This is a genomic window from Streptomyces sp. NPDC059909, assembly GCF_042730885.1.
In the GTDB taxonomy this organism is placed as follows: Bacteria; Actinomycetota; Actinomycetes; order Streptomycetales; family Streptomycetaceae; genus Streptomyces.
In genome coordinates this window covers 88753-113194 of the sequence record NZ_JBHWKX010000015.1, presented here as the reverse complement: position 1 = coordinate 113194, position 24442 = coordinate 88753, and the positions used below count along the sequence as shown (strand labels likewise).

Annotated in this window: 17 protein-coding genes; 10 read left to right on the top strand and 7 right to left on the bottom strand. The window is 68.8% G+C overall.

Translation table 11 applies throughout. From position 1 onward, the window contains the following. Positions 1-98 precede the first annotated feature (98 nt). Complete coding sequence (locus ACFV9O_RS13580) at positions 99-9176, top strand: DNRLRE domain-containing protein (RefSeq protein WP_385416545.1); 9078 nt, start codon at positions 99-101, stop codon at positions 9174-9176. Positions 9177-9269: 93 nt separating this feature from the next. Here ACFV9O_RS13580 and ACFV9O_RS13575 read toward each other — a convergent pair whose 3' ends face one another. Both ACFV9O_RS13575 and ACFV9O_RS13570 read right to left on the bottom strand, forming a co-directional pair. Further along, positions 9270-10322, bottom strand: coding sequence for a hypothetical protein (locus ACFV9O_RS13575; RefSeq protein ID WP_385416542.1), 1053 nt, complete (start codon positions 10320-10322; stop codon positions 9270-9272). Positions 10323-10659: 337 nt separating this feature from the next. Then, positions 10660-11238 carry a hypothetical protein gene (locus ACFV9O_RS13570; RefSeq protein ID WP_385416540.1) on the bottom strand — a complete coding sequence of 193 codons (579 nt, stop codon included), beginning with the start codon at positions 11236-11238 and terminating at the stop codon, positions 10660-10662. A 460-nt stretch (positions 11239-11698) separates the two neighbouring features. Here ACFV9O_RS13570 and ACFV9O_RS13565 point away from each other — a divergent pair, with 460 nt between their 5' ends. The 3 genes from ACFV9O_RS13565 to ACFV9O_RS13555 all read left to right on the top strand — a co-directional run bounded on the left by ACFV9O_RS13565 (position 11699) and on the right by ACFV9O_RS13555 (position 15862). After that, positions 11699-13777 carry a discoidin domain-containing protein gene (locus ACFV9O_RS13565; RefSeq protein WP_385416537.1) on the top strand — a complete coding sequence of 693 codons (2079 nt, stop codon included), beginning with the start codon at positions 11699-11701 and terminating at the stop codon, positions 13775-13777. 308 nt (positions 13778-14085) lie between these two features. Then, positions 14086-14961 (top strand): hypothetical protein, encoded by an 876-nt coding sequence (locus ACFV9O_RS13560; protein ID WP_385416534.1) that lies wholly within the window; start codon positions 14086-14088, stop codon positions 14959-14961. A gap of 22 nt (positions 14962-14983) precedes the next feature. Next, positions 14984-15862: a hypothetical protein gene (locus tag ACFV9O_RS13555; RefSeq protein ID WP_385416532.1), complete on the top strand. Its 879-nt coding sequence runs from the start codon at positions 14984-14986 to the stop codon at positions 15860-15862. A 96-nt stretch (positions 15863-15958) separates the two neighbouring features. Here ACFV9O_RS13555 and ACFV9O_RS13550 read toward each other — a convergent pair whose 3' ends face one another. Further along, positions 15959-16684: an SMI1/KNR4 family protein gene (locus ACFV9O_RS13550; protein WP_385416529.1), complete on the bottom strand. Its 726-nt coding sequence runs from the start codon at positions 16682-16684 to the stop codon at positions 15959-15961. Positions 16685-16822: 138 nt separating this feature from the next. Here ACFV9O_RS13550 and ACFV9O_RS13545 point away from each other — a divergent pair, with 138 nt between their 5' ends. Next, positions 16823-17611, top strand: coding sequence for a hypothetical protein (locus ACFV9O_RS13545; protein WP_385416526.1), 789 nt, complete (start codon positions 16823-16825; stop codon positions 17609-17611). A 22-nt stretch (positions 17612-17633) separates the two neighbouring features. Here the strand turns inward: ACFV9O_RS13545 and ACFV9O_RS13540 are convergent, their stop codons facing one another. The 3 genes from ACFV9O_RS13540 to ACFV9O_RS13530 all read right to left on the bottom strand — a co-directional run bounded on the left by ACFV9O_RS13540 (position 17634) and on the right by ACFV9O_RS13530 (position 19328). Next, complete coding sequence (locus ACFV9O_RS13540; RefSeq protein WP_385416523.1) at positions 17634-18140, bottom strand: DUF1877 family protein; 507 nt, start codon at positions 18138-18140, stop codon at positions 17634-17636. A 65-nt stretch (positions 18141-18205) separates the two neighbouring features. Then, positions 18206-18472, bottom strand: coding sequence for a DUF397 domain-containing protein (locus ACFV9O_RS13535; protein WP_385416520.1), 267 nt, complete (start codon positions 18470-18472; stop codon positions 18206-18208). Between the two features lies 1 nt (position 18473). After that, positions 18474-19328 carry a helix-turn-helix domain-containing protein gene (locus ACFV9O_RS13530; RefSeq protein WP_385416518.1) on the bottom strand — a complete coding sequence of 285 codons (855 nt, stop codon included), beginning with the start codon at positions 19326-19328 and terminating at the stop codon, positions 18474-18476. A 195-nt stretch (positions 19329-19523) separates the two neighbouring features. On the opposite strand from ACFV9O_RS13530, the gene ACFV9O_RS13525 reads away from it, so the two are divergent. From ACFV9O_RS13525 to ACFV9O_RS13505, 5 genes are all read left to right on the top strand, one after another. Then, positions 19524-19727: a hypothetical protein gene (locus tag ACFV9O_RS13525; RefSeq protein WP_385416515.1), complete on the top strand. Its 204-nt coding sequence runs from the start codon at positions 19524-19526 to the stop codon at positions 19725-19727. Continuing rightward, positions 19727-20245 carry an ATP-binding protein gene (locus ACFV9O_RS13520; protein ID WP_385416513.1) on the top strand — a complete coding sequence of 173 codons (519 nt, stop codon included), beginning with the start codon at positions 19727-19729 and terminating at the stop codon, positions 20243-20245. The genes ACFV9O_RS13525 and ACFV9O_RS13520 overlap by 1 nt, the downstream gene beginning before the upstream one ends. A 263-nt stretch (positions 20246-20508) precedes the next feature. Continuing rightward, complete coding sequence (locus ACFV9O_RS13515; RefSeq protein ID WP_385416510.1) at positions 20509-21675, top strand: SMI1/KNR4 family protein; 1167 nt, start codon at positions 20509-20511, stop codon at positions 21673-21675. Between the two features lie 117 nt (positions 21676-21792). Continuing rightward, a complete protein-coding gene (locus tag ACFV9O_RS13510; RefSeq protein ID WP_385416506.1) occupies positions 21793-22239 on the top strand; it encodes a hypothetical protein in 447 nt (148 codons plus the stop codon). Between the two features lie 98 nt (positions 22240-22337). Continuing rightward, positions 22338-22853 carry a hypothetical protein gene (locus tag ACFV9O_RS13505; RefSeq protein WP_385416504.1) on the top strand — a complete coding sequence of 172 codons (516 nt, stop codon included), beginning with the start codon at positions 22338-22340 and terminating at the stop codon, positions 22851-22853. Between the two features lie 388 nt (positions 22854-23241). On the opposite strand, the gene ACFV9O_RS13500 is transcribed toward ACFV9O_RS13505, so the two are convergent. Beyond that, positions 23242-23997 (bottom strand): hypothetical protein, encoded by a 756-nt coding sequence (locus tag ACFV9O_RS13500; protein WP_385416501.1) that lies wholly within the window; start codon positions 23995-23997, stop codon positions 23242-23244. Positions 23998-24442 lie beyond the last annotated feature (445 nt).

The following is a 24442-nucleotide window of genomic DNA, read 5'->3' as shown; positions in this document are numbered from 1 at the left end:
CCCGCGCGAGCAAGGCCCTGCACCCGTTCCGCGAAAGGGAACAGATGTATAGACCACGAGCCAGGCGGCTCCTGGTGACGAGTGCGGTGTTGGCCGTCATGGCCACCTCCGCGCCGGCACCCGCGTTCGCCGCCGCTCCACCGGGCGACGGCAAGGGAATCGTCGACGGCATCAAGAGCTGGTTCGCCGCCGACGACAGCGAAGAGGCCAAGCCGCCCCGGCTTCCCGACACGGCCGTCACCAGCAATGAGCACCTCGCCAAGGGCAAGGCGGCCGCAAAGCCCAAGAGGGTGCGGGAGCTGACGGAACGCCGGACACCCTACGCCCGGCACTGGCAGCTCTCCGACGGCCGCGTCCAGTCCGAAGTCTCCGCGGTGGCCAGGGACTACGCCACCGGCAAGGGGAAGGCCAGGGCCTGGAAGCCGATCGACACCACGGTCTCCGCCACCGACCGGACCGGCTTCAGCCACGCCAACACCACCAACCTGACGCGCACGTACTTCGGCAGCAGGTCCGCCGAGCTGGTCCGGTTCGAACTCGACCCGGGCCACTGGGTGGCCATCGGCATCAAGGGTGCGGGCAGCGGCAGGCTGACCCCGCACGTCGACAAGAACGTCGTCACGTACCGCGACGCCTTCGGCAAGGGCGTGGACCTGACGTACACCGTCGGCAACGGCAGCGTGAAGGAGGGCATCGTCCTGCGCGAGCGGCCCGCCGGGACGCCCTCGTACGACTTCACGCTCGCCACGAACGGGCTCAGCGCCAAGGCCCGCAAGAACGGCTCCATAGCGCTCTTCAGCGAGGGCGCGGGTGCCACCCGGCCCGAGCTGGTCATCCCCGCACCGTTCATGACGGACGCGAAGAAGGACAAGAGCTCTCCGTACGGGAACAGGAGCACGGACGCCGTCGGGCAGTCGCTCACCGGCCGGGACGGTTCCTACGCCGTGAGCCTGCGGCCCGACGCCGAGTGGCTCGCAGCGCCGGAGCGCCAGTACCCCGTGGTCGTCGACCCGACGATCTCGGTGTCGCCGACGCCGACCCAGTCCCAGGACGTCATGATCTCCTCGGACGACCCGGCGGCGAACCACGACGGCAGCTGGCGGCTCTCGGTGGGCAACACCACCACCGGCTCCTCCCGCGCCCTGCTGCGGTTCGGCCTCTCCGGCGTGCCCGCGGGCACCAAGCTGGACTCGGCCGAACTCAAGCTGTACTACGACCAGACGCACACCACCGACGCCAACGAGGTGCAGCTGGAGGCGCACCGCGCCACCCAGTCGTGGACCGAGTCGCAGGCGACGTGGAACAACGCCAACGGCATCACCGGTGAGCTGTCCGGCACCTCCGTCCTGGTCGACGACCGCGACGCCGGCACCACGGCGGCCCAGGGCGCCTGGCCGGCCTCCACGAACACGGCGTTCACGCAGTACGCGGTGAACCAGGACTACGTGTTCAACAAGGACGCGGTCGCCGGGGACACCTACACCTGGCAACCGAACCTTCCCGAGGACGGCAACTACCAGGTCGAGGCGCACTACGTCCCGGCCTCCGACCGGGCCACCAACGCCCCGTACACCGTCACCTACAACGGCGGGACCCAGACCTACGCGGTCAACCAGCAGGCCGGTACCGCCGGAGTGTGGAAGACACTGGGCACCCATCCGTTCAAGGCGGGCACCACGGGCAAGGTCGTCCTCGGCGACGGTCCCGCCTCCACCACCACCGCCGTGCTCGCCGACGCCGTCCGCTTCACCAAGGGCGGCGTCGTCACCAAGAAGCCGAACGAGTACAACACCTGGCACTCCTTCCCGGTGACCAAGACCGTCCAGCAGTGGATCGACGGCACGTACACCAACAACGGCTTCGTCATCAAGGCCGGCGACGAGAGCGCCAACGGCCCCAAGGGCGGTCCGCGGTACGAGGCGTCCGAGTACGCGTACAAGGGTGAGACGGCCAACTATCCGAAGCTGGTGCTCACCTGGGGCCGCCAGGGCGTCGGCCTCAACGCACCGCAGGTCGTCCACGCCACCGGCGCCGAGCTGAACTGGTCCGCATACCAGGACGCGGACCCCGTCGCCACCGGTGACGACATCGTCGAGTACCAGGTCCACCGAAGCGTCTTCCAGACGTTCACGCCGTCCTCGCAGACCCTGGTTGCGCCGGTGTCGAAGGACCTGACGGCGTTCACGGATTCCACGGCGACGCCGACCCCGGCGGACTCGGCGGACTCGTTCGGGAACGTCTTCTACTACATGGTCGCGGTCAAGACGAAGGACGGGCAGGTCGTCCCGGCCCCCACCCAGCTCGTGAAGCTGCCGAAGGCGGGCCGTACGACCCTGGTGCTCCAGTCCGGACAGACCGACACCACCCTGTCGTCCGCGCAGCCGACCACCGGCCACGACACCATCTCCGACACGGGTGTCAACCGGAACTGGCTGTCGGTGGGCAACAACTCGGCCACCTACGGCAAGACCCGCGCACTGCTGAAGTTCCCCGGCGTGAGCGCGGTACCGGCCGGGTCGCGGGTGCTGGAAGCGCAGCTCGACATGTGGGGGTTCATCACCACGACGGCGAGCGCGGGCGCGATCTACGAGGCTCACGGGCTGACCCGGGACTTCGACGAGACCGCCGCCAGCTGGAACAACGCCACCTCCACCACCCCGTGGACAACGTCCGGCGGCGACATGGACGCCACGGTCGCCGACACGGTGGGCACGGTCACCAACGACCCGGCGCGGCAGAGCTGGTACCTGACGTCGCTCGCCCAGAACTGGGTGGACACCCCGGCGAGCAACAAGGGTGTGGCGATCCGGCTCAAGGACGAGTCGACGGCCGGCCCGCAGGAGCGGACGATATTCCTCTCGTCGGAGGCGGAGGAGCCGCAGCTGCGTCCGCAGCTCGTCGTCACGTACATCGCCAAGACGACGGACTCGACGTACTACGCGCCGTACACCCCGGCGCGGATGATTCCCGGTGACACCTACACGACCGACGTCACCCTGACCAACACCACCACCTCGGTGTGGAAGGCCGCTGACCACGCGCTCTCCTACACCTGGTCGCTGCCGGACGGCACGGACGCGACGAACGGTGGCAACCAGCTGCAGACCGCACTGCCGGAGGACCTCAACCCCGGCGAATCGGTGACGGTGAAGGCGTCACTGAAGGCCCCGATCAACTCGGACTCCGGCAACAAGCGGCTCGACTACGTCCTCAAGTGGGACCTGCGCAACAACACCGCCGGCACCTGGCTGTCGGCCACCGAGTCCCTCCCGCCGCTCGCGCAGAACGTGCGGACCGAGGACCCGACGTCGAACCAGCTGGGTCTGGAGAAGTTCTACTCGTACGCGGGGAAGAACACCGGCGCGGGCTCGTCGCTGATGACGAACCTGTACGCGGGCAACACCGTCTGGCAGTACAACGCCTTCAACAACCCGGGTCGTGGTCTGTCGACGTTCGTGCGCTTCGCGTACAACTCGCAGGACACCTCGGACACCGTCCTGGGCCACGGCTGGTCGGCGCAGGCCGCCATGCCGCTGCGGCTCGGCGCGGCGCTGGACTTCCACCCCAACCCGAACCCGACCGAGGTCACCCTCCCGGACGGCGACGGTACCGAGCACGTCTTCCGCAAGGAGCAGGACGGCACCTGGAAGGCTCCGGCGGGCGTCCACTACCTGCTGCAGCAGGGCGCGGGCGTGGACTGCACCCCGGACAAGGACGGCGATCCGAAGGCCTGGTCGCTGACCCGCCCGGACCGTACCCAGTTCTTCTTCGACTGCGACGGCTACCTGACGTCGGTCGTCGACAAGAACGGCAACACGCAGTCGTACACGTACGAGGAGCGGAAGTCCAACAACAAGCCGACGAAGTTCCTCAAGTACATCACCGACCCGACCGGCCGGCAGACGCTGACGGTCGACTACTACACGAAGGGCCAGTCGTACGCGTACATCAATGACGCGGGCACGAAGGTCACCGGCTCCAACCTGACCAACCCGAAGATCATCGACCACGTCAGGTCGATGACGGACGTCTCGGGCCGCAAGCTCGAGTTCGTCTACAGCGACAAGGGCCTTCTGGGCGAGCTGACGGACGGTGTGGGCTCGGCCCAGCCGAAGGTCTTCACGTTCGTCTACGACGCGACCCAGGGCAACAAGAACGTCAAGCTGGTCAAGGTCACCGACCCGCGCGGCAACTCGACCTCGCTCGACTACTACTACCCGAGCGAGGGCGAGGACCCGAAGTTCCACTGGAACGCCCAGACCATCACGGACCGTCTGGGCGGCACCACGGGATACGTCTACGCGGACCCGGACGGCACCGCGGGTTCGGTCATCAACACCACGGTCACGGACGCGGAGAACCACGCCACGTTCTACTCGATGGACGGCTACGGCCGCGCCACCGAGATGAGGAACGCCAAGTCGGAAACGACGAAGACGGCGTGGGACGCCGACAACAACGTCACGAGGCTGGAAGAGGCCAACGGGGCCGTCACCACCTGGTCCTACGACCCCAAGACGGGTTACCCGCTGGAGCAGAAGGACGCCGAGGCCAACAAGAACAGCACCGCGGCTCAGACCTTCACCTACTCCACCGGCCTGAACGGCTACATCGCGGACCTCTTCCAGAAGAGGTCCCCGGAGGGCCGCACCTTCCAGTTCGGCTACGACACCCGCGGCAACCTGACCTCGGTCACCGACCCGAAGGGCGTCGCGTCGGCGACGGCGGGTGACTACACCAGCCGCACGGAGTACGACGCGTACGGCCAGGCCACCCGTGAGATCGACGCCAACGGCCACGACACCGAGTACGACGGCTACACCCCGGTCGGCTACCCGGAGACCATTCTCGACGCCCTCGACCACCCGTCGCACTTCGTGTACGACGTCCGGGGCAACGTCACCAAGGTCGTCAACGCCAAGGGCGCCGAGGTCACCCAGACCTACGACGTCTTCGGCCGGCCGCTGGAGAAGCGCGAGCCCAAGGATCAGGCGGCGGGAGACTTCATTGTCACTCCTGCGCTGGAGTACGACGCCAATGACAACATCACCAAGGCCTATGCCCCCAACGGGACAGAGACCACGGGGGTGTTCGACAAGGCCGACCAGCGTGTTCACATGGTCGACCCGGCGGACGAGCCGACCGGGCCGGTCCGCGAGACCACGTCCACGTACGACAAGGTGGGCAACCTCGTCCAGGTCACCGGTCCGCAGGGCAACCTGACGGCAACCGAGGGCGACTTCACCGCCACGACCCGGTACGACGCCATCTACCAGGCCATCGAGATGGTGGATGCCGAGGGCAACAAGGCCACGGTCGAGCACGACAACGTCGGCAATGTCCTCAAGATCGTCGACGCCCGGAAGAACGCCACGTCGAACCCCGACGACTACACCACGCGTTACGAGTACGACCTGAACCACCGAGTCGTGAAGACCACGGACGCGATCGGGGAGTTCACGTCCGTCCGTTACGACAAGGACGGTCTGCGGATCGCGCAGACGGACGCGGAGGGCAACGAGTCGCTCGCCACGTACGACGAGCGCGGTGCCCTGGCCGAGTCCAAGCTCCCGGTGAGCAAGGACGGCTCGGGCAACATCACCTACCGAACGACCAAGTACGAGTACGACCAGGTCGGCAACAAGACCAAGACGATCACTCCGCGCGGTGTCGCCACCACGGACGACGCCACGGACTTCACGTCGGAGACCGTCTACGACGAGCTGAACCGGGTCAAGGAGGAGCGTTCGCCGTTCGACAAGGACGACGCCCGCTACTCCACACCTGACTCGTCCTTCTACTTCTACGACTCGGTCGGCAACCTGAGTTCCGTCTCCGCGCCGCCGTCGGACGGTCAGTCGGTCCGGAACGTCACCGAGTACACCTACTACGACAACGGCTGGACCAGGACTGCGAAGGACCCGTGGGACATCACGACGTCCTACGAGTACAACCCCCTGGGTCAGCAGACCAAGAACACCCTGACCTCGGCGGGTGGCTCCCAGCAGCGCACCATGACCTGGGACTACTACCCGTCCGGCAACCAGAAGGCACGCTCGGACGACGGTGTCCCCGTCGGCAAGCAGGTCGTCCTCGTCGACAGCTCGGACTTCAACAACACCGCGACCCAGGGCAACTGGTCGCGCACGTCGGCCGAGCAGCAGTACGGCTACGACACCTACTCGCATGCGGCCGGTACCGGCACCTCGTCGTTCTCCTGGCAGCTCAACATCCCGCAGGACGGCACCTACGAGGTGCTCGTCCGGCATCCGCGGATGACCGGTGCGGCCACGGACGCGAAGTTCAAGGTCGACTACAACGGTGGCACGACCACCAGGACGGTCGACCAGACGCAGCGTACGGGTGAGTGGATTTCCCTGGGCTCGTACGCGTTCGTGGAGGACGGTCCGCAGAAGGTCACGCTCACCGACCAGGCGAACGGCACCGTCCTGGCGGACTCGGTGAAGCTGGTCCGCTCGAACTCCGGTGAGTCGGACGACGAGAAGAAGGACTTCACCTACAAGTACAACGCGAACGGCAACATGAGCGAGATCCGGGACCTCTCGCCGGGCGCGAAGATCGACACGTACAAGATCGCGTACAACGGTCTCAACCACATCACGAAGGTCGAGGAGCTCGCGGGCGGCACGGTGAAGAACACCACCGCGCTGACCTACGACGTGAACGGCAATCCGATCACGTCGACCCACGATCTGACCTGGACGCAGATCGAGTACGACGAGCGCGACATGGTCAAGAAGGTGACCAACGCCGACTCGCCCACCGCGGGCAATCAGCAGATCACCACGATGACCTACACCGGCCGCGGGCAGCTGCTTAGGCAGACCAAGCCCAACGGCAACACGCTCGACATGCAGTATCAGCTCGACGGCTCGGTCAAGCAGTCCGTCGAGAAGACGTCGGGCGGCACGGTGGTCGCGCAGCACGACCTGGAGTACTCCCTCAACGGGCACCGCTCCAAGGACGTGCTCAAGCTGATGAACGCCGATGACAACTCGGCCTACATCAACAACACGTACACCTTCACCTACGACCCGCAGGACCGGATCACCGGCGTCGACAAGGCCGGTGACGACCCGTCCACCGAGTCGTACACGTACGACCGGAACAGCAACATCGTCTCGCAGACGGTCGACGACACCACCACGACCCAGCGCTACGACCGCAACCGGTTGCTGTCCGCCAGCGCCAACGGCGTGACGTCCACCTACAACTACGACCCGCTCGGACGGCTGGACACCATCAGCACGAGCGGCCAGACCACCGAGAAGTACTACTACGACGGCTTCGACCGCACCGTGAAGACCCGCTCGGGTTTCGGTGCAGCCGCGGTGACCACGTCGTACGTCTTCGACCCGTTCGACCGGACGGTCTCCCAGACCACCTCCGGCGCCGAGTCCAAGACCACGGCGTACACCTACCTCGGCCTGGACGGCACGCTCCTGCGTGAGACGGTCGACGGCAAGGCCGACAAGGACTACCAGTACCTCGCCGGCGGCCAGCGAGCCACCCAGATCAAGCACAAGGACGGGGGGACCAAGGAGTACTCCCAGTACATCACCAGCCCACGTGGTGACGTCGAGGCGATCAGCAAGGAGGACGGCAAGACCCGGGCCACCTACGGCTACACGGCCTACGGTTCCGACGACGAGTCCCAGATGACCGGAGCGGACAATCCGGACGGGGGTGGAGCGGCTGAGGGCGACTACAACTCCTTCCGCTACAACTCCTCGCGCTGGGACGGCGCTTCGGGCACGTACGACATGGGCTTCCGCAACTACGACCCGGGCCTGAACCGCTTCCTCACCCGCGACTCGTACAGCGGCGCCCTGGCCGACATGTCCCTGGCCACCGACCCGTTCACCGGCAATCGCTACTCCTTCGCCGGCGGCAATCCGATCAGCTTCGTCGAGCTCGACGGACACCTCTTCGGGCTCTCGTTGTCCGACATCGGACATGCGGCCCTCGACGTGGTGGGTCTGGTCCCGGTCGTGGGTGAGGTCGCGGATGTCGCCAACGGCATCTGGTACGCGGCCGAGGGGAACTATGTCGACGCCGCGCTCTCGATGAGCTCGGCGATCCCCTTCGTCGGCTACGCCGCTTCCGCGGTCAAGGCCGGTAAGTACGCCAAGAAGGGCGTCGACGCTCTTGACTCGGCCAACGACATTCGCAAGGCCGAGGACAAGGCCGACGACGTGGCGGACGCGGCGACCCCGCCGAAGCCCAAGGAGAAGTCGGAGCCGACGAGCTGCCCGAACAGCTTCGTGCCTGGCACCAAGGTCGTCCTCGCGGACGGCAGCACGAAGAACATCGAGTCGCTCGAGGTCGGTGACCAGGTCGTGGCCACCGACCCGGAGACCGGGGACACCCGTTCCCGCATGGTCACCGACACGCGCAACCACGAGGCGGGCAAGGACCTTGTCACCCTGACCGTCGACCCCGACGGCAAGGACGGCGAGGCCAAGCCCGGCACGATCACCTCGACCGCCGGCCACCTGTACTGGCTCCCGGACTACGGCAAGTGGGTCGCGGCCGCTGAGCTGCGGTCCGGCATGTGGCTGCAGACCTCGGCCGGCACGTGGGTCCAGATCACCGCGGTCGACACCGCCCACCGCACGGCACGCGTCTACAACCTCTCGGTCGAAGGCGTCCACACCTACTACGCGGTGGCCGGCGAGACCGCGGTCCTGGTCCACAACTGCGGCTATAAGAACGAAGCCGTTGCCGCGCGGGCGCGGGCCGAGGAACTGGCCGGTCAGCTGCACTTCATCAAGGAGAGCATGGTCACCGTCGCGGTGATCGGTGTCCGCAAGAAGGGCTCGACCGACATCGTGGAGAAGGTGGCGATGAGCTCCGGTCAGAAGGGTGACCTCCTGAAGCTCAAGTCGGGGGAGGAGTTCGTGCCGGGCTCGTTGGTCCCCGGAAGGCTGACGAAGCAGGGCAACCCTGCTTTCGAGCACGCTGAAGAAGCGATCTTCAGCTGGCTGAAGAAGAATCCGGACTACGAGATCCTCTACGGGGGCACGTCCAAGAATGTCTGCAAGGACATTTGCGCCCCGCTTGTCGAGCAGACGATGCATCTCGGCGGTGAGGTCGTCCAGGGAGCAGCGGCCGACAAGACCGACTTCCGGACGTTCTGGCGTCTGAGGCGCTAGGCGCCACGGGAGTCGGCGAGTAGCCGGCAACCACGTGCAGAAGAACGCCCGGCCGGGTATTCCGGCCGGGCGTTCCGCGTCGGTATCGGTGGTTCAATCCTTCCCGGCAAAGCTCCACAGGTGGATCGACGTGTGGTCCTTGGAGAGGGTGTACCACGTGCCCTGGCCCGCGGAACATGGGCCTCCTGAGATGGGGAAGGGGTAAGTGACAGGGCCACCCGCGGACATGGTGCGCGGATCCACGAGCCAGTGACGCGGGACTTCGGCGTAGTCCTCGGTGCCGGCTACAGCGCCGTCCTCGTAGGGGAATGCGGCCTCGTAGTGCCATCTGGCCATTTCGTCGTCTGGCAGAGGAGATACGGCGTCTGCTGCATTAAGCCGCCGCACTTCCGCACCGTCGGAAGTCCGGTGCAGATAGAGGGCCCATTGCCCGGGATCGGTTGTGAGGAAGTGCCGCCCGGAGGGGCTGACGGCCAGGAAGATCTCCCCCACGAGCTTTTCGAAGGTGAGTGTGGCGCCGTCCCAGTGTCCCCAGAGGAGTGGGGAGTCGTCGTCCCCCTGACCGATGGTCAGCCCCATGTACTCACCGTTCGGATGGGGAAAGTGCCATGAACGGGAGCCCACGGTCGTGGTCTCCGCTCGATCCAGGACCGAGCCGGAGGCGGCGTCCAGGACAAGCCATTCCTCCTTCGTGGGGTCCCCTTCGTGATCGCGGACGTGAGCCCACACCAATGTGCCGTCCGGGGAGAACGCGGCGGAACCGCTGTCGGCGCGATGGTGGCGAGGGTCCTCGGCGTACTCGGAGAACGAGGCATGGGCGACGGTGCACACGGTGGTGGACCAGCAGCCGTGCCGGACCTCCCACAGCACGGCGCCGGTCGGATCCACGGCTCGCAGCGCGTGCACCCCGGCGAACACGGCGACATCACCGGTGGGGGAGACGGTGACCGATCCGTACCGGCGAGGCCAGGGCGCGGGAAAGCGGACCTCCGTCCCGTCCCCTTCCAGGTCGCGGACGGCCAGCTCGGTGTCGCCGCGCTGCACCAGCAGCCTGCGCCCGGGCCAGTGCAGCACCTGCGGGGCGTCCGCCGACGCCGGGTCCAGCGGAGCAGCGACGGTGGCGACGAGACGAGCGGCGACGGTCACGGTGTCCTCCGACAACGGATGGCGCGGGATGCGAGTACCTGAGGCCTCCACCTTACGGGGGGGAGGCCGACGGGGCTCGGGGCCCGGTGCGGCCTCTGCCGGCATCGCCGGCGGCCGGATCTGTGGGACCTGCCGCGCGGGGAACGACGGGCCGTTTGCAGGGACGTCCGGTCCTTGGAGACCTGTACCAGGCACCCTGTCCCACGGTCGGGGAGAGCCCGGGACGGTGAAGGGGTACGCGATCGGTCCGCGCAGGGCCATCGTGCGGGGGTGGACGTGCCAGTGACGTCGGACCTCCGCGTGGTACGCGGTGCCGACCACGGCGGTGTCGTCGTCCTCACTCCGGGGCGGGGAGCTCCCCCGCGCATGTCGCGCGGCCGAACTCGCCCGAGGCCGTGGAGCTCTGGACGTGCCGGCCGCGGATGGCCAGGGCGCAGCGGGCCTGACCGCCCTTCTCGTCGAGGACGATGCTGATGACGGGGTCCTTGCCGAGCGGAACGTCGACGGTCTTCTTCCAGGGCAGGCGCACGCCCGAGGCGGTGTTGGCGGCGTCGGTCCCGGACGTGCCGAGGGCCCGGTAGGAGATGTCGACCGTGCCGGACCCCGTGACCTCGTACGTCACCTCGGCGCTGGGGGCGGCCTTCGCATCCGGCTTGCTCCCGGGCGTGTTGATCACGCCGTACACCACGAGTCCGGCGCAGGCGGCCAGCGTCGCACCGGCGATGACGAGCCCGTTGCGGTCGGGACCACGACGCTTTGCGTCGGTGCCCGACTCGCCCGCGGATTCGCGGGAGTCGCTCGCGACCGGGGCCTGCGGTTCCTCGGAATGCGAGGCGGCCGCTTCTTCGGAATGCGACGTGGACGGTTCCGCGGAATGTGCCGTGGCCGCTGTGGACTTCTGGGCCTCTGCGCCCATGGATTCTTCCCCCTCGGGAAAACGGACCCTCTTGGTCATGGATCGCGGCGGTTATACAGGACCCCGAGAGCGTGTCGCCAGTGACAGGAAATAACGAACATTCCGGGTGATCGGCGGCGATGCCCCGCTTCCGGTCATGGCGGCAGTCGGCCAGGACTCGGGTCCGTCCTGGTGCCGGCTCCGCGGCCGCACGGTCCGGTTCAGCCCCCCGGAGCGCCCCGTGGCCTGTGGTGAGCCAGGCGCCCGGGAGCTTTCCGGCCATCGAGTCCCTGGGGAATCGGCCGGTCCGGTACGTGGCCCTCCCAGACTATTGACTCTCATTCTCACAGCCGCTTTTCTCGTCGCACTGCTTGCGCGGTCATGACAATCCACCCGATGGTCGTGACCCGGTACGCCTCGGCTCCTCCAACCCCCCACCCGCTCACCGCAGTTCCGAGCGATGACACCGAAGGCATGCATGATGACCACGAATCGACGCTCGCACCGCACAGGCAAACGTCCCCTCGCCGTCCTGGTGTTGATCCTCACCGCGGTTGCCCTGGTCCTCGGCACGAGTCCCAGTTCCTCGGCCGTGTCCGAGGCCGGCGCCGACTGGTGGACCCCGGCCGCGCGGCCGTCGCCCGACTCGCAGATCGGCGTCACGGGCGAGCCCTTCCAGGGGACCGACTCCCAGGGACGGGTACGGGGCTTCGTCGACGCACACAACCACCTGATGTCCAACGAGGCCTTCGGCGGCCGGCTCATCTGCGGCCAGACGTTCTCCGAGCAGGGCATCGCCGACGCGCTCAAGGACTGCCCCGAGCACTACCCCGACGGTTCGCTCGCGGTCTTCGACTTCATCACCAAGGGCGGGGACGGCAGGCACGACCCCGACGGATGGCCGACGTTCAAGGACTGGCCGGCCCATGACTCGCTCACCCACCAGCAGAACTACTACGCCTGGGTCGAGCGGGCCTGGCGCGGCGGTCAGCGGGTGCTCGTCAACGACCTCGTCACCAACGGCGTGATCTGCTCGGTCTACTTCTTCAAGGACCGCAGCTGCGACGAGATGACCTCCATCCGTCTGCAGGCGCAGAAGACGTACGACCTGCAGGCCTACATCGACCGGATGTACGGCGGCCCCGGCAAGGGCTGGTTCCGGATCGTGACCGACAGCGCGCAGGCCCGCGAGGTCGTCAAGCAGGGCAAGCTGGCCGTGGTCCTGGGGGTCGAGACCTCCGAACCGTTCGGCTGCAAGCAGATCCTGGACATCGCGCAGTGCGGGAAGGACGACATCGACCGCGGTCTGGACGAGCTGTACGGCCTGGGCGTACGCAGCATGTTCCTGTGCCACAAGTTCGACAACGCGCTGTGCGGCGTCCGCTTCGACTCGGGGACCCTCGGCACGGCGATCAACGTCGGCCAGTTCCTGTCGACCGGCACCTTCTGGAAGACGGAGAAGTGCGCGGGCCCGCAGCACGACAACCCCATCGGCCTCGCGTCGGCACCCGAAGCCGAGAAGGAACTTCCACCGGGCGTGACGGTCCCGTCATACGCGGCGGACGCGCAGTGCAACACCCGCGGTCTCACCGAGCTCGGCGAGTACGCCGTACGCGGCATGATGCAGCGCGGGATGATGCTGGAGATCGACCACATGAGCGTCAAGGCCACGGGTCGCGCCCTCGACATCCTCGACTCGGCGTCCTACGCCGGCGTGATCTCCTCGCACAGCTGGATGGACCTCGACTGGACCGAGCGGGTCTACGGTCTCGGCGGTTTCGTCGCCCAGTACATGCACGGCTCCGAAGGCTTCATCGCGGAGGCGAAGCGCACGGAGGCGCTGCGCGACAGGTACGGCGTCGGGTACGGCTACGGCACCGACATGAACGGCGTCGGCGGCTGGCCGGGTCCGCGCGGCGCGGACACCCCGAACCCGGTGCGCTACCCCTTCCGCAGCGCCGACGGCGGCGCCGTCATCGACCGCCAGACCACCGGACAGCGCACCTGGGACATCAACACCGACGGTGCCGCGCACTACGGGCTCGTCCCGGACTGGCTGGAGGACATACGGGTCGTCGGCGGCCAGGACGTCGTGGACGACCTCTTCCGGGGCGCCGAGTCCTACCTCACCACCTGGGAGGCGTCCGAGAACCACAAGGCCGGGGTGAACCTCGCCGCGGGGGCCTCCGCCTCGGCCAGCTCGTCGGAGTGGAGCCTCTTCACGAGCTACGCACCGGACAGGGCCGTGGACGGCAGGACCGACACCCGCTGGGCGAGCGACTGGAGTGACGACCAGTGGCTCCGGATCGACCTCGGCGCGCCCAGACCGGTCAAGCGAGTCGTCCTCGACTGGGAGCGCGCCTACGGGAAGGCGTACCGGATCGAGGTCTCCAACGACGGTACGGACTGGCGGTCCGTCTGGTCCACGACCGGCGGTGACGGTGGCCTGGACACGGCGCAGTTCGCCGCGACATCGGCCCGCTACGTGCGCGTCCACGGGCTGGAGCGCGGAACCGGATGGGGCTACTCCCTCCATGAGATCGGCGTCTACAGCAGCTGACATCGCGCCGCACAGTGCCCGACGGCCGGGGTGTGCCGGATCTCCTCTGGGAGCCGGCGCACCCCGGCCGCTTGCTGCCGGTCCCGCTGGACAACCTTCGAGCGACTGTCGACGCGGTGGTGGAGGTCTCGTGGGGGCGAAGACGACGATGCTCGTCCACGCGGCGTCCTCCGGGGCCTGGCGGCAAGGCCGTGTGGTGGTGTTGCAGAGCATTCCTGATGGTTCGCGAGGAATGGTCATCGGGGTGATCGCGGGCCGATCGCTGCTGTACAGTCCGCCCGCCCCGTCGTGACCCAAGGAAGATGTCCATGCGAACTCGTTTCAGGTGCGCTGCACTGGTTCTCCCGCTCACACTCTCGCTGGCCGCCTGCGGGGCGGCGGAGGAAGAGGAGCCGGCGGAGCCGGCCGGTAAGGCCGGGAGCCCTGAGGTGACGCGGTCCTCCGAGCCCGCCGAGGCGGCGCCCGAGTCCCCGGAGGACTTCCTCGACCTGGCCGAGAGGGCGATGGCGGAGGAAGGCGCGTGGACGTTCTCCGTCAAGGGCCAGGAAGGGCTGACGCTCCAGGGCCGGAAGAGCGCCGCCACCTACCGGGCCACGGTCCGGCGCGGCATGGAGCCGGAGGCGCTTCACTCGCAGGGCGTCAGCACCAGCAGCAAGGGCACCACGAAAAACGAGGAGATCTACGTCGTCGACGGCACGGCGTACCTCAAGGAGGGCGGCTCCTGGAAGGACGCGCCTGCCTCCGACCCCGAGATGCAGAACAAGATCGAGGACCCGGTCGGGGTCATCGAGGAGTTCCGGGCGTACGCGCGTGCCGCCACCGGGGACGACGTGACACTGACCAGGGCGGACGGCACGATCGAGCTCCGTGTCGCCGGCGACAAGCAGAAGCTGACGGCCGTCCGGGACCGGGCCTGGGTCAAGAAGGCGGTACGGGAGTTCGACCCCACCGCCGACCAGCTCCGCGAGGCGGGCATCCCGGTGAACGATGGTCAACTCACGCTGTCCGGTCTGGAGGAGGTGCTGGTCCTGGACGCGAAGACGTACCGCATCAGGAGTCACCGCTTCGAGTTCGGCTTCCTGGTCCCGTACGGCGGACAGGGCATCACGTTCGAGCAGAAGGTGCTGCAGGAGAACCAGGGCACCTTCAGCGGGAAGATCGAGCTCCCCGCCGACGCGCGCTGACACGGGCCCGGAGCGCACAGCGATGGAGATCGTTCCCCTGATCGGCATGTCCGATGTGTCCTTCGGGCAGTCTCGCGCCGCGGTGCGGGCCGCGCGCGGTGTGCCCGGCTCCGCGTTCCGGCGGGGCGCCGCCGCCACGCTGACGGACATGTACGCCGACCACGCCGTCGTCTTTCTCGAGTACGACGACGCCGACGCCCTCCACGCAATAGAGGTGGCCTCGCCCGCTCCCGTCACCCTGGCCGGGATCCGGCTGCTCGGTCGGCCCCAGGACGAGGTGGTCGCGGAGCTGCGTGCCGCCAGGCACGACGTGGTGGCCGTCGGGGAGCTGGGGAGCACCGGATGGGCGCTGCCCGCCCTCGGTGTCGTCCTCGGCGGGACGGCGCAGGACAACGACGGCTTCGAGAGCGTGCGGTTTCGTGCCGTGGCCGCAGGCGACGATGCGTTCGAGTTCTTCGACGGCACGGACGAGGGCGCGGGCGGCCTGGCAGTCGTCGGCGGCGTGGAGGTGGTCCGGTTCCAGGGGATCGGGCCGGTACGGCTCGGCTCGGCGCGCAGCGACATGCGGCGGCTCCTGGGCGGTGGCATCGGGTCCGTCCCCGAATTCGGCGCCGCCCGGCAGGACAACTTCTTCTCGTCCGGGGTTGTGCTCTCGTACGACGCGGACGAGACCGTCGTACGGATGGCCTTCACGGGACGGGCGCCCGTCGGCCACAGCGGCGTACGGCTCCTCGGACGCCCGCGGCGGGACGTGCGGGCGCACGCCTTGGAGCAGGGGCTGCATGTGGTCGACCGGGAAGCGGAACTGGTCTTCCCCGACGCCGGGTTCAGCGTGCTGACCGCGCGCGACGCGGACGACCTGCCCACGTCGGCCATCGTCCTGCCGTGCCCGGAACATTGAAGCGTGGTTGTGTGTCCTGCCGAGCCGTTCAAAGCGCAGGGGCCAGGCGGGCCGTTCGACGCCGACCGGTTCAGCGAGCGTGCGCATGTCCTTGTCTCAGCCGTTGAGCCAGTCGCCGTCGATCCGGTCGCGGACGCGGTCCAGGGCCTCTTCCGTACGGCCGCGGGCCATCAGCCAGGCTCCGGCGTCGTCGCGCAGCAGGACGTCGTCGCGCAGGAACCAGCGGGTGGCCCCCTCCTCGTCCGGCGGGTAGGCGGGCAACGGCAGCCGCTTGCCGCGCCGTTCCAGCTCGTCGAGGTCCGCCTCGTCCGGCGCGTCCAGGTAGGCGACGAGCTCGTCGGGCGCGTGCAGCGACTCCGAGAGAACGATCTCGACGAAGGTGAGCGAGACGCGGTCCAGCCAGCTCTCCCATGCTTCGGCGCTCTTGTCCGCCAGGTCGAGGCGTATGACGACGGCGGGGTCGTCCTGAGCGAGATCGGTGAGCAGGATGCCCCAGCGTGCGGCGCCCTGGTTCTCGTCGCGGAAGACGAGCGCTTCGCCGCTCTCGTCGACGTACAGCTCGGCCGGGGCGCGCAGCTCGTCGTGGTTGCTGGTCAGGTCCCGGCGGTTGCCGAGGAGGGCGTACGCCTCGCGCAGTGCGGCCGGCAGCCGCAGCCCCAGCCGCTCCTCGGCGGCGGCGAGGTCCGCCTCGGGACATCCGTCGGCGTCGCCGAGGATGTCGTCCGTCCAGTGCGCGGCGAAGTCGCGGATGAACCGCCAGGCACCCTGCCGGTCCTCGACGCCCGCTGCCAGCGACCGGGTCAGGTCGAACTCATGTGTCATGAGGCGACCATACTGGCGGGGTCCGACATGCCCGCCCGGCGAGAGGATCTCAGTGTGTCCACCGATGTGGAAGACCTCGTGTGACGCATGGGCCTGTACGTGGCGAGCCCCGTGGCCGGCTGACGACAAGAAGGCGTGATGACGTACTCCCCGAGACCTTCGGCCGAAGAGATACTCGACGCCCTGCCCGGCCTCGCGCCCTTCGCACGCGAGGCGGTGCGACTGCATCCGAAGCGGGGTGAGCCGGGGCCGGGGGACAGTTCGATCGGCGGGCCGCTGCTGTGGCCGGGTCAGGATCCGTGGCCCACCTGTTCCGTACCCGACGAGGAGGACCCCACGGGGATGCCCGCCACGGCGATGGTGCCCGTCGCCCAGATTTTCCGACGGGACGTGCCGGGGCCCTGGTGGCCCGACGGCATCGACCTCCTGCAGATCCTGTGGTGTCCCAACGAGCACTGGGACGTTCCGCCTCCCCAGGACGACGGCAGCCCCATCGTCGAGGTGCGATGGCGGCGGGCCGCCGAAATGGCCGGGACGCCGCCGCGGGTTTCGCCGGAGCCCTCACGGCACGGCGAGGGATGCATGCCCGAGCCGTGCACGCTCACTGTGGAGCCTCTGGTCGACTTCCCGTTCCGCGAGGTGCTGCCCCCGGACCTTCGCCCGCCGCTGGAGGAGCTCGTACACAGGACCGGTGACGGCGGCGACGTGATCACCCGTGTCGCGGGGTGGAAGCTCGGCGGCTGGCCGACCTGGCATTTGAATCACCCCAGAGATTTCCGCTGCACCACATGCGATTCGGAGATGACCCTGCTGTTCACCGCGGCCAGTGACGCCGAGTCGGGCGTGGTCGTGGGCAGGTACGGCGACCTGCGGATCTTCGTCTGCCCCGCCGGTCATGACCATCCGTTCCGGGTGGATCTGCACTGACGGCCCGTACGCCCCAACGGCCTCAGTACCAGAACGCCTTCACGACAGCCTGCCCCGCCCCGGCCGTGCGGCCGTAGAAAGTGCGCAGCTTCCTGTGGCGCCTGGCGAAGATGTCTCTGACCTCACCCTCGTCCCAGCCGGGGCCGAACCGGTCGTGGATCTTCGTACCGGCGGTGCCCCACAGCGTCTCGTACGGCACGTCCGTCAGGAATGCCGCCGCCGTCCGCGTCTCGGCCGCGGTGAGCAGGGCGAACGGCGGCTGCTCGCCAGAGGGGTCGTGCACCACGCGGCCACCGAATATCGGGAGCTCCCATGCTCCGTGGCCACCCTCGGGGAGGGCGGCGCCCGCCTCGCACAGTTCGTGGACCATGGCGAAATCCTTCTCGATGGCTTCCGCGATGCCGGCCGCCTGCTCGGCCTGGCGTACGTCCCAGTCCCAGGCCGCCCCCATGAACTCCAGCAGCCACGCGAAGTCGCGTCCGTGGATCTCGGGTTCGGTCACGGCACGGAGGTGCATGTGGAAGCTCATGGGCCGGGAACCTACCCCCGGGTGCTGACAATCGCGTTCCGTCCGTCCGGGGAGGCAAGGCCGGATCAGCGGCTGTCGTCCTGGAGGGCTGTGACGAAGGAGGTCCAGGCGGCTGCGGGGATGGTGAGGATCGGCCCGTGTGGGACCTTGGAGTCGCGGACGGGGACGACGCCGGGGAGACCGTCGGCGACCTCGACGCAGTCACCGCCGGTGCCGTTGCTGTAGCTGCTCTTGCGCCAGCGGGCGGCGCCGACGAAGCCGTCAGCGACCTCGACGCAGTCTCCGCCGCTGCCGTTGCTGTAGCTGCTCTTGCGCCAGACAGCAGAGCTCAAGTCAATCCTGTTGCTTGCCATTGCGGTAATCCTCAGCCGCTTCCTCGATAAGGGCGAGGGACGCCTCCGGCGGCAGTGCGGCGGCCCTGAGCAGATCGTACGACCTGCGGTACTCCTCCACGAGGGCCGGATCGTCGAGGGTGTCACCGCTGTGCAATGCCTCCGTGTAGACAAGGGGCGGGGCGTCGGGGAAGGTCATGATCTTGGCCGTGCCGAGCATGAAGGGATGCGCTCCACAGTTCCACGGGAGGATCTGTGGAACGATCCGGCGACGCTTCGCCAATGCCGCAATGCGGTCCAGCTGTTCGGCCATCTCCGCCGGGAGGAGGATCGGTTGGCGCAGCAGTGTCTCGGGCAGGATCGACCAGTACATCGGTGTCTTGTGGTCGTCCTCGAAGAGACGGGCTCGCAACATCCGGGCGCTGGCCTTCTCCTCCACCTCCTCGTCGAGGGCCAGGGGATGCGTCGCCCGCACCACCGCCCGCGCGTAAGCCTCCGTCTGCAGCAGACCGGGAATCAGGGTCGGGCTCCACTCCTCGATCGTCTTCGCGTGTTTCTCCGCTTCAAGCACGCGCTCGAAGTACCTGGCGTGCCCTCGCCGTCTCGCCTTCCGTACGTCCTCGCAGCGACGTGTGAAGAAGCCGTCCGTCTTGAGCACGCGGTCGACGTGCTCGGCCAGCTCCGCCGGCATGCGCCGCTCGCCGCGCTCGATCTCGCTGAGGTGGCTCGGACCGTAAAAGCTGCCCTCGACCAGCTGCTGGAGGGTGAGCCCCGCCTCCTCCCGCTTCCACCGCAATTCCTTGCCGTAGAAGGTGGGGACTCCCGCCGAGCCGTCGATGTCCTTGCGTGGTGCCATCGTTCACCGCCGTTACTACGCGTACTGCCCGTTCCACAGGATGTCCGGCCGAACCCCGTTGTGTTCCCGCGCACTGCCAACGACCCCAGCGCATAGGCGCAGTTCACGGCCGGGAAGCCGAAACCCTTTCACGGTACGCCGCGCCACGTCACTGTGTGAGCAGTTCGTCACACAGCGCACAGGAAGGCGTACCCCATGTACGACACGACGGACGCGGACGAGTGCACCGACCAGCTCCGCGCCGCCCTCGCAGCCCACGGCATCGCGCTGCCCTCCCTCGGCATCGACCTGCCGAGCTTCGCGGCCCGCTGCCCCACCCGGCCGCTGATCGCGCTGGGCAACTGCAATCTGCCCACCGCCTGTGCCCTGGTCGCCGCCCTGCGCAAGGGAGCCGCCTGATGCGACCGCTGACCCTGGAGCTCCTCGCCACGCCGAAGGCCGTGCCCGACGTCCGCCGCACCGTGCGCGAGCACGTGGGCGCGCCCTGCGCCGACCTTCAGCTCTGCGTCAGTGAGCTGATCACCAATGTCATCCGCCATCTCGGCGAGGGCGTACCGATCACCGTTCGTCTGGCCCGCGTCCAGGGCCGTACGCGGCTGGAGGTCACCGACCCCGACCCCCGGGCCTGGCCCGTGCTGTGCCGGGCCGCCGCCGACGACGAGACCGGCCGCGGTCTCGCCCTGCTCGGTGCCCTGACTCTGCGCTGGGGCGTGGACCAAGGGCAGGGAGCCGGCACCAAGACGATCTGGTGCGAACTGCCGGGCGACGACGGTCCCGTCCCGCGTGGTGTCCTACGAGCCGCTGTGCATCCGCTCCAGATCCACGAGGACGACCTCACCCCGGTCGGCCGCGGGATGCCGGAGCCGTTCGAAGGCCCAGGGCTCTTAGGAGTGTGGTTAGGAGAAGTACACCTCTAAGGACGACCGCGCCTGACGACAAGACACGCTGCGACGGTCTCTGTGCCGACCTCCCGTCGACATGTACGGGAGCCACCCGGACGGCGGCCTGTCGGCCAGGCCGCGGGGAGGGGAACGTACCCCACCCCACTGACATCGCGGCCGGCGCCCGCGTCCGGAATGTCCGGGGCCTGGTTCCCGGGCGCGTGGGCGAGGTATAACCGGCCCGCCTTGAGGCGCGGTCCCGTTCCGCCGCGCTGTTCCGACGAGTCAGGGGTCACCTCGTGCCGCGCTCTTCCTTCCTCGACGATCTGCTGGGGCCGACGGCGCCCGAGCCCGTACCCGTCGACTGGGATGCGGTCGAGTCATGGCTCGGCGTCGGGCTTCCCGCCGACTACAAGACCCTGGCCGCGTACGGGCCGCTCGACATCGGCGACTTCGTCTGGCTGCACACCCCGTGTGCGCAGGAAGGCGGCTTCGACTACGGCTCCTGGCTGAAGGCGACCCACCGGAGCTGCCGTATCGGCTCGCGGGGCGTCCCGCCGCACGAGCCGCCCGTCTTCTGGCCGGAGCCGGGCGGGCTGCTGGCGCTGGGGGACACGCGGGCGACCAGTTGTCTGTTCTGGGACACCTCGGCGTCCGACGATCCCGACGCCTGGCCGGTCGTCATCTTCCACAAGGACGCGGTGTACCGGGGCGTGAACCCCTGGCACAGCTACGGGATGCCCTTGGCGGAGACCCTCGTCGCGCTCGTACGGGAAGGGCTGCCGCTCCCCGGCGGTGGGACCCTCGGGCCGCTGCCCGCCACGGCACGGCGGACGGCGTTCCTCACGGAAGCGCGGGCCTGGACGCCGCCGAGCCGGAGTGACGACGCCGCGGCGCAGGCGCGCCGCCGGGCCGCACTCACCGAGGGGGAGGGGCTGGAGGCGCTGCGGATCCTGCTGCCGCCGCCCGCTCAGCCGCACCTCGGCGACGCCGACTGGCCGTGGTTGTACGAGCAGTTGGGCACACGGCTGCCCGCCGAGTACGTCACGCTGATGGAGACGTACGGCGGAAGTGCGTGGCTGGGCTGGCTGCAACTGGCCACGCCGCTGGACACGGGACGCTCCGGGCTCGTGGCCGAGCAGTGGTACCGCGACGCCTACCGTGGGCTGCGGGCGGACTTCCCCCAGTACCACCCCCTGCCGGTCTGGCCGGAGAAGGGTGGCTTCCTGCCGTTCGCGTCGACCATCGACGGCGACCAGATCTGCTGGCTGACCGAAGGCGACGATCCCGACGACTGGCCGCTGATCGTGGTGCCCCGGCACGCGGACCAGGGCGGGCCGCTGCCGATGGGGCTGACGGACACGCTGCTGGAGTGGCTGCGGGGACGGTTCCGGTGGGAGGGCTTCCCCGGGCTCGACGTGGACGACGACCCGCTGGAGTTCATCAGGCTGGAGACCTTCGGCTGATCCGCCGGCTTCTGCAAGGGCAGGGCATGACCTCCGCGCTTCCGGGTCAGCGCGCGCGGGCAGCTCGCCGGTGCAGGTCGCACGCCCGTAGGCACCCATGGCGGTGGCACGCTGGACGTGCTTGCCGCGGATCGCCAGTGTGCAGCTCGCCGTACCGCCCTTTGCCCCCAGGACGACATTGACGGTGGGGGCCTTGCCGACCGGCACCTGCACGCTCTGCCGCCACGGCAGTTGGAGGGCGTCATCGCGACCTCGCACCCGACCGATCAGGGTGTCATCGTCTACACCACCGGCAGGTGGACGGGCCCACCGCCGATGGCGCCCGAGCCGGTCAAGGTCCCGACGCCGGCCCCGGCACCGGGCCCGGCTCCCGTGGCACCGCCCGGCTCCGCGCCCGCGGTCACCGGTGGCGGCACGTACGTCGACGCCGACGGCTGGGTGAGCGACCTGGAAGTCGACTGGGACACCGCCGGTGAGATCGGCAAGGGCATCGCCACGGGCGTCGGAATCGCCGTGGTGTCGGTGCTCGGAATCGCCGGTGCCGCCGTCGGCGCCACCCTGTAGGACCGTCGGCACCACACCGTAAGATCGCCACAATCCAGGGCACACCGGGTGGCGGTGAGCCGCCGCCACCCGGCAGCCCTCGTGTAGGGAGTACGCACATGGGGTACTGGGGTTCCCTCATCCTCGTCAACCACCCGCAGCCGCCGAGCGGGACGCCTGCCTTCGCTGGCGGACAGCGCGTGGAGCTTCTCCAGGAGCGCGCCGGTGACTGGCGGATCTGGTCGCTGGAGGGGCAGGGTTCCCTCGACGACGAGGATCTCGCCGGGCTGGTGGAGACCACCGGCGGGCCGGTCCTCGTCGGGTTCGTGATGGACAGCGACTGCATCGTGCTGGAGGGCCGGACCAAGGACCGGGCCACCTGGCGCACCTGTCTCGACCGGACGGCCATGTCCGCCTACATGGCGGAGAGCGGCCAGTCCGTCGACGAATGGTTCCTGGGGCCGGAGGAGGCTGCGGAGAACGCTGTGGCGTGGGCCCGGGCGGCCGGCCTGACCCCCTTGCCAGAGGCGCTCGCCGAGGTCCTGTCGAAGCAGTCCGACCCGTTCGTCGAGGACCTGTTCCAGGAATTCCTGGACGGCCTGGGCGTCGCACGCCGAACCGCACAAGGGCCCTGAGGCTCCAGCTCGGCTTCGTTCACGGTCGGCAGCGGGGCGACGGGGCAGGGCACTGACCCTTCAGTTGGGAGGCTTCGCAGTAGTTGTAGATCGCGTGGCAGCCGATGCGGTGGATCCTCGTGGGAGCGGTGAGTTCCGGCGGCCGGGCCGATGAATCGTCCCCTCGTCCCGGCCGTCACTCCGGCGGCGTCTCCAGGCTCGAACTACAGCAGTTGCTCGACCTCCCAACTGAAGGGATTGACAGTCGGGTGGCCCGTGGGTGAGACCCCCTCGGGCCACCCGACTGACTGATATCCGGTGCACGTCACCGTCCCATGTGGCGGGCATGGTCCCGGTCATCGGCGAAGCCGCGGACGTCGCCAACGACATCTGGTACAAGCGGGCCGCGTTACGCCGACTCGACCGCCTCGGCCAGTTTGGCGAGCTGCGCGTCGAAGAGGTCCTGCGGCAGCTTCGCCCCCTTCGGGGACAGAAGGTGGATCGTGAAGAAGACCGCGAGGGCGTTGCCCTCGCGCACCGCGGTGAGATGCATCGGCAGCTGCTGGCCCTGCGCTTCGCCGGTCATGACCCAGGACACTGATTCATCGCCGCCCTCGAGCGGCTGCTGAGCGGCCGTCACCGATGTGTACGTGACCGTAGCGCCGCCGTTGTTGCCCGTGGTGGAGAAGCCGTCGGAGCAGGCCTCGACCGCCTTGCGGATGTCGGCGACGGTCTGCCGGGCGCCGTCGCCCTCGTAGGAGAGCAGGCTGGTGGTCACCGACATGCCGGGCGCGGACGCCGGGCTGAAGTTGCGGCTGGCCCAGGCGCCGGCCACGGGGGTACGGGTGGTTCCGGACGCGGTCATGTCGGCCAGCGCACGGCACGCTTCCTTGTCGGCCTTGGGGCGTACCGCCGCGACGTCGTTGTCCTCGGCCTCGTACCCGGCGATCTCGGTCTTGGCGACGAGCGCCTGCTTGAGCTGGGCCTCGGTGAGAACCGGGCCCGCGGCGGCCGGCTGGGTGGGCTGCTCGTCGGCAGGCTGCTCCGTGGCGGGGCTCTTGGCGCCGCCGGCGCCCTCGGAGCCGGTGTCGGAGCCCGAGCCGGAGCAGCCGGCCAGCAGGGCGGCGGCCGTGGCGACGGCGACGGCGGTGGTTCGGATGCGCATGAGTCTTCCTGTCAGTCCTGCGGGTTACGGGTTAGGGGTGCGGAGCGAGCGCCGACTCATGCCGGCACGTTCGATCCAGCGATCCCGGTCGCCGAAACATCACGGACCCCAATGGGTTTCTGCCGCTGTCCGACTGATCAGCAGGACTGTTGCGTCGGCGGTTTCCGCCCGCAATGCGCGTCGCCTGGTTTTCGTTTGGTCAGGCCGTGTATAACCGGCCCGCCCTGTCGCGCGGCCACGTCCTGCCGCGCCGTTCCCACGACCCGAGGATGACTTCGTGCTGCCCCCATCGCGCCGCTTTTCTGGTGTTCTGTCCGTAACTGGAGCCATGGTTCTGGTGTCGGCCTGCGGGGGGCAGGAGCGCGACGGCTCCGCCGTTCCGGCCGCGCCCAGTGCCGTGCAGGAGGGCCGGGACGGGTCCGGCGCATCCTCGTCGACGAGCCCC

Bases quoted from the DNA above. Each gene is read 5' to 3' on its own strand.
- ACFV9O_RS13580 (WP_385416545.1), top strand. From the start codon at position 99: ATGGCCACCTCCGCGCCGGCACCCGCGTTCGCCGCCGCTCCACCGGGC.
- ACFV9O_RS13570 (WP_385416540.1), bottom strand. From the start codon at position 11,238: ATGGGCGCAGAGGCCCAGAAGTCCACAGCGGCCACGGCACATTCCGCG.
- ACFV9O_RS13565 (WP_385416537.1), top strand. From the start codon at position 11,699: ATGACCACGAATCGACGCTCGCACCGCACAGGCAAACGTCCCCTCGCC.
- ACFV9O_RS13560 (WP_385416534.1), top strand. From the start codon at position 14,086: ATGCGAACTCGTTTCAGGTGCGCTGCACTGGTTCTCCCGCTCACACTC.
- ACFV9O_RS13555 (WP_385416532.1), top strand. From the start codon at position 14,984: ATGGAGATCGTTCCCCTGATCGGCATGTCCGATGTGTCCTTCGGGCAG.
- ACFV9O_RS13550 (WP_385416529.1), bottom strand. From the start codon at position 16,684: ATGACACATGAGTTCGACCTGACCCGGTCGCTGGCAGCGGGCGTCGAG.
- ACFV9O_RS13545 (WP_385416526.1), top strand. From the start codon at position 16,823: ATGACGTACTCCCCGAGACCTTCGGCCGAAGAGATACTCGACGCCCTG.
- ACFV9O_RS13540 (WP_385416523.1), bottom strand. From the start codon at position 18,140: ATGAGCTTCCACATGCACCTCCGTGCCGTGACCGAACCCGAGATCCAC.
- ACFV9O_RS13530 (WP_385416518.1), bottom strand. From the start codon at position 19,328: ATGGCACCACGCAAGGACATCGACGGCTCGGCGGGAGTCCCCACCTTC.
- ACFV9O_RS13525 (WP_385416515.1), top strand. From the start codon at position 19,524: ATGTACGACACGACGGACGCGGACGAGTGCACCGACCAGCTCCGCGCC.
- ACFV9O_RS13520 (WP_385416513.1), top strand. From the start codon at position 19,727: ATGCGACCGCTGACCCTGGAGCTCCTCGCCACGCCGAAGGCCGTGCCC.
- ACFV9O_RS13505 (WP_385416504.1), top strand. From the start codon at position 22,338: ATGGGGTACTGGGGTTCCCTCATCCTCGTCAACCACCCGCAGCCGCCG.
- ACFV9O_RS13500 (WP_385416501.1), bottom strand. From the start codon at position 23,997: ATGCGCATCCGAACCACCGCCGTCGCCGTCGCCACGGCCGCCGCCCTG.